Raw genomic sequence first — 11,118 nt, 5'->3', positions numbered from 1 at the left:
CGCTCGCAGCCTTGAAAAAATGGAACTAACTAAAATTAAATCATAGGGGATATACGTATGGCTGACTCTAAAGCCTCTCTAAGTATTGACGGTAAAGTGATCGCTGAACTACCAATTTTATCAGGTACAGCGGGTCAAGACGTTATTGATATCCGTACACTTGGTGGTGCTGGTTATTTCACATATGACCCAGGTTTCTTAGCAACTGCATCTTGTGAATCAGCAATCACTTACATCGATGGCGGCAATGGTGTTTTACAGCATCGTGGTTACCCTATCGCTAGCTTAGCGAAAGAAGCTGACTTTCTTGAAGTTTGCTACTTATTATTAAACGGTAATGCGCCAACTAAAGCAGAATACGACGACTTCAAATCGATTATTACCAAGCACACCATGGTGCACGAAAAGCTCGCACATTTCTTCCAAGGTTTCTTACCTGATGCTCACCCAATGGCAATGCTTTGTGGTGTGGTTGGTGCGTTATCATCGTTCTACCACAGTGATTTAGACATCGATAAGCCAGACCAACGCATGCGCAGTGCCCACCGCTTAATTGCGAAAATGCCGACTATTGCTGCAATGGCATACAAGTACAGTATTGGCCAACCATTCGTTTACCCACGCAACGACTTAACTTACGCTGAAAACTTCTTGCACATGATGTTCTCTGTGCCTGCAGAGGAATACAATGTAAGCCCAGTAGCTGCGCGCGCAATGGACCGTATCTTTACACTTCACGCGGATCACGAGCAAAACGCTTCTACATCAACAGTGCGTTTAGCTGGTTCATCAGGTGCTAACCCATACGCTTGTATTGCAGCGGGTGTTGCATCTTTATGGGGCCCCGCTCACGGCGGTGCTAATGAAGCATGTTTAAACATGTTAGAAGAAATTGGTGATGTATCTCGCGTTGATGAGTTCGTTGCAAAAGCAAAAGACAAGTCTGATCCATTCCGCTTAATGGGCTTTGGTCACCGTGTCTACAAAAACTTCGACCCACGTGCAACAGTAATGCGTGAAACGTGTCATGAAGTTTTAGCTGATTTAGGTGTGACTGATCCACTACTTGACGTCGCTATGGCATTAGAAAAAGTTGCTTTAGAAGATCCGTACTTCATCGAGAAGAAACTATACCCGAATGTAGACTTCTACTCAGGTATTATTTTGAAAGCGTTAGGCATTCCTACAAGCATGTTTACCGTTATCTTCGCGATGTCTCGCACGGTTGGTTGGATTTCACACTGGGATGAGATGTTATCTCAACCAGGTCAGAAAATTGGCCGTCCTCGCCAACTATACACAGGTGAGATTGACCGCGAATTTACGCCGTTAAAAGACAGATAACTTTCCGCTTTAAATAGCTGAAATATTTAAAACAAAAAAGGTAGCTTGCGAGCTACCTTTTTTATTTTCGCCACATTTTATTTAACTTCCATGTTCTATGGCGATATTTGATATTTTCAACGACCAAAATAACTTTTGAATAATTATTCAATACAACTTTGTTCACCAGCACCGCCGCGCTGTTCATACGACTAATACCAATTGAAATAAATATTTGACCGACTCAGAGCTACGTCAGGGAAGTTAGAATAAAGGAAATTTATGCCAATGTAGCATTCTCCATCAAATAAATTTGCAAAATTATCACTTTTCTGACGAGCTCCCAAGGGCGAGTTTAAAAGACTTTTATACTTCGTTGCCCCACATGGAAGTGGGGTAAGGTGACAAAGCAGGAGCACATTGTCTTTACTGATTTTAGTAAGGTTCCCACATGGACGTGGGGCATTAGAACAACGCAGGACGCAGTTGTCGAGAATAACCATTATCGGCAATCAAAGCGTTGCCTACATGGATGTAGGTACTTAGGTTGTGTCTGGAACTTACAACCTGTGTCTAAAAGCCTTTTAAATCTCGCTGAGTGACCAAATATTTAATTCACTTGGTATAATGGTATAATGCGCCGTTTTTTTAACGTTATGAGATTCTCCTATGACTGACTATCAATTGCGTTTTGGCGGTATTGAACGACTTTATGGCAAGCAAGGCGCTAATGTAATAAAAGCGGCACATATCTGTGTTATCGGGATTGGCGGCGTCGGTTCATGGGTTGCTGAAGCTCTAGCACGCAGTGGTGTTAATCAAATAACGTTAATTGACCTAGACGATATTTGTACCACCAACACTAATCGTCAAATTCACGCCATGAGCTCAACGGTTGGTGAGAGCAAAGTTGAAATCATGGCGAATAGAGTCAAAGACATTAACCCTGATTGTATCGTCAATGAAATTGAAGATTTTATTACTGAGGAAAATCTCTATCAACATATCGATGAACGCTACGATTATCTCGTCGATGCTATTGACTCGGTCAAAATTAAAACAGCAATTATCGCCCGAGCCAAACGCATTAAGTTGCCGATAGTCACCATTGGCGGTGCCGGTGGACAAATTGATCCGACACAAATAAAAGTTGACGACTTGAGTCGGACCTATCAAGATCCGTTATTAGCAAAGGTGCGAAACCAATTGCGCCGAGATTATAATTTCCCTAAAAATACTAAACGCAAATTTCGGATAGATGCTATCTATTCAACTGAGCAGTTAGTTTATCCTACTGACGATGGTGAAGTTTGCCATGCAAAACAGTCAAACGACGGTGCGATGCGCCTAGATTGCAGTGGCGGCTTTGGCGCCATCACCCATGTGACGGCTAGTTTTGCTTTTTTTGCAACCTCTGTAGTCTTGAAAAAACTGATCAAGAAAGCGCTAACGCTTTAATTTTTTCAACAATCGCCAATAGCCCATTGCCTCGTGATGGGCTTAAATGACTCAATAACCCTAACTTTTCAAAATATGCATTGATGTCGAAGGCTTGAATCTGTGCGGCAGTTTTGTGTTGATAAGCGGCTAGCGTTATCCGCAGTAATCCACGAACGATCTTGGCATCACTATCGGCATAAAAGTAAAACGTTTCTCCTTGCTTTATCGCCACGAGCCAAGCTTGGCTTTCACAGCCAGAAATTAGTGACTGAGCGCTTCTTAATGTTTTATCCATACGCTCAAACGACTTTCCTAATAGCATAATTTCTCGATGCTTTTGATCCCAACTTTTTGCCTGAGTGAAGCGCTCGATGATCTCGTTCATTTCCATTGATTCAGATCGAATGCTTGTTGCTAACTCATTGCCTGAACCGGTATCTAGGCAACTGTCTGTTTCGCCTTTGATAAACACTGTTAATTTATCAATAAAAATATCGATTTCAGCCATCGTGTTATAAGGTGCAAGCGAGACTCTTAAACAACCATTCATATGCAAGGATTCCATCAGCGGCATTGCACAGTGATGCCCTGCCCTTATGGCAATACCTTGACTATCCAAATAGCTACTTACATCTTGGTTGTGATGGTTATTCACCACAAAGGCATAAAGGGGTATATCAGCCTGTCTACTAAATACCAATTCAACGCCGTCAGTGTCTGTGAGTTTATCAAATAAATATTGGCTTAACGCGGCATCTTGCTGATGAATAAAATCAAAGTTGTCTTTGATTAGCTCTATCGCCTTAGCAAAGGCAACCACGCCAACAATATTGGGCGTACCCGCTTCAAACTTAAACGGTAGCTCATTAAACACTGTGCCTGTTTTTAAGCTAACAGTTTTGATCATCTCACCACCATATTGGTAGGGTTTCATTTGCATGAGTAGCGCTTGCTTTGCATAGAGCACACCTAGACCAGTGGGACCATACATTTTATGCGCCGAGAAAACATAAAAATCGCAATCAAGCTCAGTAACGTTAATTGGCAAATGAGCAATCGCTTGAGCGCCATCAATCAGTGTTTTGGCACCGACTTCTTTAGCCCGTGCAATAATAGCTTCGATTGGGTTTATCATACCTGTAACGTTTGCAATGTGATTAACAGCAACGAGCTTAGTACGATGAGTTAGGCATGTTTCAAAGTCAGCTAAATCGACAATACCTTTATCCGTTAAGCCAACGGCAACAAGCCTTGCACCTGTTTGCTCAGCGACGACTTGCCATGGCACGATATTGGCGTGATGCTCTGCGACTGAAATAATTATCTCATCGCCTGCAGTCAAGTTTTCAAGCGCCCAACACTGAGCGATTAAATTGATTGCATGGGTAGTCCCTGAGGTCCAAATAACTTCATGAGAGTATTGCGCGCCAATAAACGCTTGTACCTGCCTACGCGTCTCCTCAAACGCTTGTGTAGCTCTGGTACTGATAGCATGCGAGGCCCGATGAACATTGGCATTTTGACTTTGATAAAACTGACCACTAGCCGCAATAACTGATGATGGCTTTTGCGTTGTAGCACCATTATCAAAATAAATAAGTGGCTTACCGTTAACCTGTTGCTCAAGCAACGGAAATTGATCTCTAAAGTTTTGTAATTGGCTCATCAATGTCGTCATATTGTCATAAAGTGCGCATATTATACCTAAGATTTCGCTGAGGATATTGGTAGTTTTTCCTTAATTAAACGGTTTTTTAGTTCGCGAAAATGGTGAATTAAAGCTATAACTAAAGATGAGTCTTCTCATAAGGGTAAGGCAGTATGGCACTCTATTCATGGTTTAATAAAAATCAACATGGAAAACAACAATCCAGCCCAACAATCTCACCAAAGTTTACCACTGACTCACTGACGTGGCCGATAGCTCAAGTTAATAGTTATCAGGTGAAGTATGCTTTGTCGTCAATCAAACTGAGGAATAAATCAGCGGAGGATGAACCGAATACATCGCTTGTTATGCTAGATGAAAAGCACTGATAGCAAGTGAATTATATGGTTGTGCATTTGGTATTAAAGCTCAGTGCTTGGGTCAATTAGTTGAGATTATTCCGAAAGCCGGGCTGAAAAAACGTATGACTGGCTGGCTCTTTGATCATTTCGTCAAGCATCTCAATATAGGGCTCAGGCATGGGTAATTCAAAATAACGCATAAAGTTAGGTTTTTTAATCGGCTTGTAGGCATTTATTAAGGCGTTTTTTTGACATGTCTCACTTAAAAAAATACCCACTTCTGCTTGGTGGCTGATTGGGGTTCCGACCTTTCTTTCACCATCAAACACTGTGAATAATGGCGTTGTTTCTTTGATCTGCGCTCGCCATGGAAGCAATTGTAAGAGTTGCTCTCTAGTTGAATTATTGTCAAGGGATAATGTCACCACATTTCGCCCGATCACTTGATTGGCTTGCTGGCAAGCCAAATGGTTTTCACGCAAAGGATATTCATCAATAAAGCCTGCCAGATGGCCCAATTCATGGGCGATGACCTCAGCACTATCTTCACGATCAAGATAAAGAATACCACCGTGAACATTAGCTCCCCCTTCAGGTAATAGCACACCGAGATAATCCGTATTAACCAGCTTGGTAAAAGCATTGAAAACTTGTTCATCACACATAATCGGCTCACCACTATTGGCTTGGCAATCTAACCAACTTATCGGCAGATATCGAACCTCGACAGGACAAACAACCTGTGTGATTGGGTGATCACTTAGAGCTGTTAATCGATTACTGAGCCGTTCAATATCATCAATTGTTGTGGCTAAAAATGTAATGGTACGCTTGCAGCTCTGCGCTGGCTTTACCTGAAAATAAGAAATGCGCTGTGCGCTAAACAAACTGCGATGTTTATCCAATTCCTCAATAGGCAACTCATCGAAATACACAGCTTGAAGCAAGGCAATGAAATTAGCTAAATCGGCTTCGCTAGATCGTTGCTTAATTGTACTTAGCATATAATCTAGATTGCCAAGCTCTATTGCTAGTCCAAAAGTTACATCGTGATATCGTAGTGTTTGGTTAGAAATGAGTAATTCAAAAGCCTGTTGATTATGCCCCTTTAACAACAACATTTTGGCATAAGCCAGCGTCACTTGGGGGACTTTTGGGCTAGTTGAGGCTTTAACCACAGCATTGCACTCGTCACATCATGATTATCAAGGTAATAGTCAGCGAGCTCAAGTGCGTGACTAGGGGTTTGCCGTGCCAATTGCTGACTCAGTGATAACCACTGGTTAGTCCCGACTGCTTGATGATCGCGAGCAAGCTCGAGTGCAATTATCTGCCGGTGTTTTACCCCTAAAGCAACAAGTGCTTGATTAGTCTTTTCGGCGTCACTGGTTTGGTTATCATCACTCGTTAATGCACTTTGTAAGTACGGGGCTAATAAAAAAGAGCTTGCTGACAATAACGTCAACAAGCTCAATAAAATAACGAGTCGAAAAAACTTCACAGAATCCGTTTAACTTTGCGGTGAGTTGACCAGTGTCTCACGCATTAATTGTAACTCAAGCTTAGCGTAACGATGCTCAACAAACTCGTAAACATTTGTACTTAACGCCAGTTTAAAGTAATTCGCCGCGGCATTGTTATTACCGCTGAACTGTTGATATTTTGCCAGGTAAAAGTAACCTTCACAAAGCCTATCGGCTAACTCTCTCGAGCTAGAAACACCTACAGTTAGCGTATCAATAAAGGCACTTTGAGAAATTTCTTCAGCATACAGTCGAATAATCTCTTTACCCCAAACGTCGTCATCGACTTGTGTTGCACGCAATTTTAAATTTGCTAATGCAGTTTTTGGATCAACATTACGTTCAGCCAAATAAAGCCATAAAATACGATAAGGATCATTAACTTGTTGCTGATGAAAAGTAGTAAGATCTTCTTTAGCAAGCTCTGCACGGCCACCGTAATAAAGTGCAATACCGCGATTTAAATACGCATAATCGTGATCCGGTGCTAACTCGATTGCCGAATCAAACTGATCATAGGCTTGAATAAACTCTTGGTTTTGCGTTAGGTGGATCCCCAGAAAATTATAGGCATCCACTAAATCGTTTTTTAATCGCAATGCACGGGTGAAGTCAAGGCGCGCAAGCGAACGCAAACCGACACTATCATAAATTACACCGCGGTCGTAAAATAATTGCGCTCGTTGGTCATCGGTAATATCTGCACGAGTTAACACTTCGGATAAACGCGCTAAGGCTATTTCACTTTTGTAATGAACCGTCAATGGCTCTGCAATAACTAATTGTTCAACAGCCTGTGTTGACGAGGTCGATAAACTAGAGCAGGCTTGTAAGGAAAAGGCTAAAACAATAGCAGATAAATAGGATATTGGTTTCACAAAGTTCTCATCAATTTTCTTTTTCTTCAGTATATAGTAGCGACTGTGATAAATAAATGTGTGTCTTGCCACCGTTTCATCTTGTAACAGATACAAAAAAGGAGACTTATGCGTCTCCTTTTTCAATCTTCTTTGTTTAAATCATTATTCAGCAGGCGCTTCAGGAGCTGTTTCTTCAGCACTCTTTTGAGCAGCTTCTTTAATGCTTAAACGAACACGGCCTTGGCGGTCAACTTCTAATACTTTAACCGTCACTTCTTGGCCTTCAGATAATACGTCAGTTACCGCATTTACACGCTCTTCAGAGATTTGTGAAATGTGAACTAAGCCGTCTTTACCTGGTAATACGTTAACGAACGCACCGAAATCTACGATACGTACTACTTTACCGGTGTAGATTTTACCTACTTCGATTTCAGCAGTGATCGCTTCGATACGAGCAATTGCATCTTCTGCTTGTTTGCCATCAGTTGCCGCAATTTTAACGGTACCGTCGTCTTCGATTTCGATTGTTGTACCCGTTTCTTCAGTAAGTTGACGAATCGTTGCGCCACCTTTACCAATAACGTCACGGATCTTGTCAGCGTTGATCTTCATCGTGTGAATGCGCGGAGCAAACTCAGAGATATCATCACGCGCACCAGCAATCGCTTCGTCCATGACTTTTAAGATATGAATACGTGCACCTTTTGCTTGGTTAAGCGCAGTTTGCATAATATCTTTAGTAATACCTTCAATCTTAATGTCCATTTGAAGTGCAGTAATACCTTCGGTAGTACCCGCTACTTTAAAGTCCATATCGCCTAAGTGATCTTCGTCACCTAAGATATCTGAAAGTACAACGTGGCTGTCGCCCTCTTTAACTAAGCCCATTGCAATACCGGCAACTGAAGACTTAATCGGAACACCCGCGTCCATTAACGCTAATGATGTACCACAAACAGACGCCATTGAAGATGAACCATTTGATTCAGTGATTTCCGATACCACTCGAACTGCGTATGGGAATTCTTCAATAGTTGGCATTACGGCTAAGATACCGCGCTTAGCTAAACGACCGTGACCAATTTCACGACGCTTAGGTGAACCAATGAAACCCGTTTCACCAACACAGTATGGCGGGAAGTTGTAGTGCAACATGAAGTTGTCTGTCTTTTCACCTAAGATAGTTTCAACTTTTTGTGCATCGCGCGCTGTACCTAAGGTAGCAGTTACTAATGCTTGTGTTTCACCACGGGTGAATAATGAAGAGCCGTGAGTACGTGGTAATATACCTGTCATCACGTCTAATGCACGAATCATTTCAGGATCACGACCGTCGATACGCGGCATACCTGAAGTAATGCGACCGCGAACAACTTTCTTCTCTAAATCGTGGAATAAGTCTTTCGCTTCTTGCTCGTTTAGCTCTTCACCTAACTGTTCAGTTAAAGCAGCTAATACTTCTGTACGAATTTCAGCAACGCGCTCGTAACGAGCTGCTTTTTCAGTAATTTGGTACGCTTCGTTTACTTTGTCTGCAGCTAACTCGTCAATTTTCGCGATTAACTCAGCATTCTTCTCAGGTGCAACCCAATCCCATGAAGGGTTGTTTACTTCAGCTGCGAATTCTTGAATCGCTTTGATAGCGGCTTGTGATTGCTCGTGACCGTAAACAACAGCGCCTAACATAACGTCTTCTGATAACACTTGCGCTTCTGATTCAACCATTAATACAGCTGATTCAGTACCTGCTACAACTAAATCTAACTGGCTAGTTTCTAATTCAGATTGTAATGGGTTTAATAAGTATTGGCCGTCTTTGTAACCAACACGTGCTGCACCTACTGGACCGTTAAATGGTGCACCAGTAATGGCTAATGCAGCAGACGTACCTAATAAAGAAATGATATCAGGGGCAATTTCTGGGTTAGCAGAAACTACCGTAATAATAACTTGTACTTCGTTCGTGAAACCTTCAGGGAATAACGGACGAATTGGACGGTCAATTAAACGTGCAATTAACGTTTCTTCTTCAGATGGACGACCTTCACGTTTGAAGAAACCACCAGGGATTTTACCTGCAGCGTATGTTTTTTCTTGATAGTTGACCGTTAATGGGAAGAAATCTTGACCTTCTACAGCATCTTTTTTCGCCACAACAGAAACTAATACGCTCGTGTCGTCCATTGATGCCATAACAGCTGCTGTTGCTTGACGTGCAATAACACCTGTTTCTAGAGTTACGGTATGTTGACCGTATTGAAATGTTTTAGTTACCGGAGTAAACATTAACTTTATTCCTTATTTTCGACACTGATCTACCTATTTAAATCAGCTCTTTTTTCTTTCATTTAATTTTGCCCGCTAATTATACTGACAAAACACTGATTTACTAGCGTGTCCATAGATAATTTAATTAAGAATGCTAAAAATTTTCTGCCAAAGCTGATAGGTTATTCTCGAAAAACGCATTCTCATGACCTAGGCATCACTTAGAAGACCGTATTTTCAATGATTTACGGATGCCACCATCTGGTTTGACCACTTGCTCAATTTATGTATCATAACGTTAAAACATCAATAGATATTTACCTATGAACATTAAACCTCATCCTATTGAAGTCACTTGCCGAGACAACACCATAATTATCGGTCAGCTTTTTAGGCCAGAAGTTGATTTAAGGGGTGCTGTTATGATTGCCCCAGCAACAGGTATTAAACAAGGCTTTTACGCTAAGTTTGCCAGCTATTTGGCTGAACAGGGCTTTGCGGTAATGACATACGATAACCGCGGTATTGGCAAATCATTACACGGCAAGGTTTCTAGCTCGCAAGCTTCACTTCAATGTTGGGGAGAACTGGATGCAACGGCGGTGCTCGACGTTCTGATCAAAGTATTTCCACAGACGAGCTACCACTTAATTGGTCATAGTGCCGGAGGACAATTGATCGGTTTGATGCCTAATAGTGATAAACTCTCTTCGGTATTTAATTATGCCTGTTCATCGGGTCGTTTAAAAAATATGGCAATGCCTTATAAACTCAAGGCGCATTACTTTATGAACACCTTTATTCCAATGTCTAATATGATTTTTGGCCACACCAAGTCTCAATGGGTTGGCATGGGTGAACCCTTACCGAAAAAAGTCGCAGCACAATGGCGCCAGTGGTGCAATGGCCAGGGCTATGTAAAAACAGCTTTTGGTAAAACGGTCTTTGAGCATTATTACGACGAGCTTGACGTTCCGTCTTTATGGGTCAACGCAACTGACGATGAGATAGCAATTAATGACAATGTTAGTGATATGATCTCAGTTTTTGGCAAGATGAAGCATCATGCGCAAACGAAAACGTTAACGCCGAGCGATCATGATGTAAAAGATATTGGCCACATGAAGTTTTTCTCCAGTAAGCGTAAATCACTCTGGCCACTGGCAACCGATTGGTTGGCGGAGCATAGCTAGAGAAATGCTGGAACGCGGTAAGGAGGTATGGCGGTATGGCGGTATGGCGGTAAGGAAAATTACCTTAAAGCATTCAAGCCTTAAAGCCATATAGCCCAAAAAGCAAAAAGGAGCCATAAGGCTCCTTTTCTCTAGATTCGTATCGATTAACGACGTAAACCTAACTTACCGATTAACGCAGTGTAACGCGCTACATCTTTACGCTTCAAGTAGTCTAATAACTTACGACGTTGGCTAACCATGCGTAATAAACCACGACGTGAGTGGTGATCATGGATGTGCTCTTTGAAGTGACCTTGAAGGTGGTTTATTTGCGTAGTTAATAAAGCAACTTGTACTTCAGGTGAACCTGTATCACCTTCTTTAACTGCGTATTCTGCAACGATAGCTGCTTTTTGCTCTGCATTTAGCGACATAATAATTCCTATAAAAAGTTAGAATTTTAAAAACACATCTAGCCGATCACTAATTCAGCATAGATGAAGGAGGCGCTATTCT

At 41.8% G+C, this 11,118-nt stretch carries 9 protein-coding genes; 3 read left to right on the top strand and 6 right to left on the bottom strand.

Annotated features, from left to right (window positions below):
- Window positions 1-57 precede the first annotated feature (57 nt).
- Window positions 58-1,344 (top strand): citrate synthase, encoded by a 1,287-nt coding sequence (locus LP316_RS08000; RefSeq protein WP_193020502.1) that lies wholly within the window; start codon window positions 58-60, stop codon window positions 1,342-1,344.
- Window positions 1,345-1,992: 648 nt separating this feature from the next.
- On the top strand, window positions 1,993-2,781 hold the full coding sequence (gene tcdA / locus LP316_RS07995) for a tRNA cyclic N6-threonylcarbamoyladenosine(37) synthase TcdA (RefSeq protein WP_193020501.1): 789 nt from the start codon (window positions 1,993-1,995) through the stop codon (window positions 2,779-2,781).
- On the opposite strand, the gene LP316_RS07990 is transcribed toward tcdA, so the two are convergent.
- From LP316_RS07990 to pnp, 5 genes are all read right to left on the bottom strand, one after another.
- Window positions 2,759-4,429 carry a SufS family cysteine desulfurase gene (locus tag LP316_RS07990; protein ID WP_193020500.1) on the bottom strand — a complete coding sequence of 557 codons (1,671 nt, stop codon included), beginning with the start codon at window positions 4,427-4,429 and terminating at the stop codon, window positions 2,759-2,761. The genes tcdA and LP316_RS07990 overlap by 23 nt on opposite strands.
- A gap of 427 nt (window positions 4,430-4,856) precedes the next feature.
- Window positions 4,857-5,951 carry a hypothetical protein gene (locus tag LP316_RS07985; RefSeq protein WP_193020499.1) on the bottom strand — a complete coding sequence of 365 codons (1,095 nt, stop codon included), beginning with the start codon at window positions 5,949-5,951 and terminating at the stop codon, window positions 4,857-4,859.
- Complete coding sequence (locus LP316_RS07980) at window positions 5,912-6,274, bottom strand: hypothetical protein (RefSeq protein ID WP_193020498.1); 363 nt, start codon at window positions 6,272-6,274, stop codon at window positions 5,912-5,914. The genes LP316_RS07985 and LP316_RS07980 overlap by 40 nt, the downstream gene beginning before the upstream one ends.
- Before the next feature lie 9 nt (window positions 6,275-6,283).
- Window positions 6,284-7,174: a lipoprotein NlpI gene (nlpI, locus tag LP316_RS07975; protein WP_193020497.1), complete on the bottom strand. Its 891-nt coding sequence runs from the start codon at window positions 7,172-7,174 to the stop codon at window positions 6,284-6,286.
- Between the two features lie 144 nt (window positions 7,175-7,318).
- Window positions 7,319-9,445 carry a polyribonucleotide nucleotidyltransferase gene (gene pnp, locus LP316_RS07970; protein ID WP_193020496.1) on the bottom strand — a complete coding sequence of 709 codons (2,127 nt, stop codon included), beginning with the start codon at window positions 9,443-9,445 and terminating at the stop codon, window positions 7,319-7,321.
- A 305-nt stretch (window positions 9,446-9,750) separates the two neighbouring features.
- Here pnp and LP316_RS07965 point away from each other — a divergent pair, with 305 nt between their 5' ends.
- On the top strand, window positions 9,751-10,620 hold the full coding sequence (locus LP316_RS07965) for an alpha/beta fold hydrolase (protein WP_193020495.1): 870 nt from the start codon (window positions 9,751-9,753) through the stop codon (window positions 10,618-10,620).
- A 146-nt stretch (window positions 10,621-10,766) separates the two neighbouring features.
- On the opposite strand, the gene rpsO is transcribed toward LP316_RS07965, so the two are convergent.
- On the bottom strand, window positions 10,767-11,036 hold the full coding sequence (gene rpsO, locus LP316_RS07960; protein WP_193020494.1) for a 30S ribosomal protein S15: 270 nt from the start codon (window positions 11,034-11,036) through the stop codon (window positions 10,767-10,769).
- Between the last annotated feature and the right edge of the window lie 82 nt (window positions 11,037-11,118).

Origin of the sequence: Thalassotalea sp. LPB0316 (assembly GCF_014898095.1) — a bacterium.
Lineage (GTDB): Bacteria > Pseudomonadota > Gammaproteobacteria > Enterobacterales > Alteromonadaceae > Thalassotalea_G.
The sequence above is the reverse complement of the archived record's forward strand: the minus strand, read 5'-3'. Positions and strand labels throughout refer to the sequence as shown.

Excerpts from the sequence above, each read along its gene's own strand:
- LP316_RS07965 (WP_193020495.1), top strand. The coding sequence starts at position 9,751 with ATGAACATTAAACCTCATCCTATTGAAGTCACTTGCCGAGACAACACC.
- tcdA (WP_193020501.1), top strand. The coding sequence starts at position 1,993 with ATGACTGACTATCAATTGCGTTTTGGCGGTATTGAACGACTTTATGGC.
- LP316_RS08000 (WP_193020502.1), top strand. The coding sequence starts at position 58 with ATGGCTGACTCTAAAGCCTCTCTAAGTATTGACGGTAAAGTGATCGCT.
- pnp (WP_193020496.1), bottom strand. The coding sequence starts at position 9,445 with ATGTTTACTCCGGTAACTAAAACATTTCAATACGGTCAACATACCGTA.
- LP316_RS07990 (WP_193020500.1), bottom strand. The coding sequence starts at position 4,429 with ATGAGCCAATTACAAAACTTTAGAGATCAATTTCCGTTGCTTGAGCAA.
- rpsO (WP_193020494.1), bottom strand. The coding sequence starts at position 11,036 with ATGTCGCTAAATGCAGAGCAAAAAGCAGCTATCGTTGCAGAATACGCA.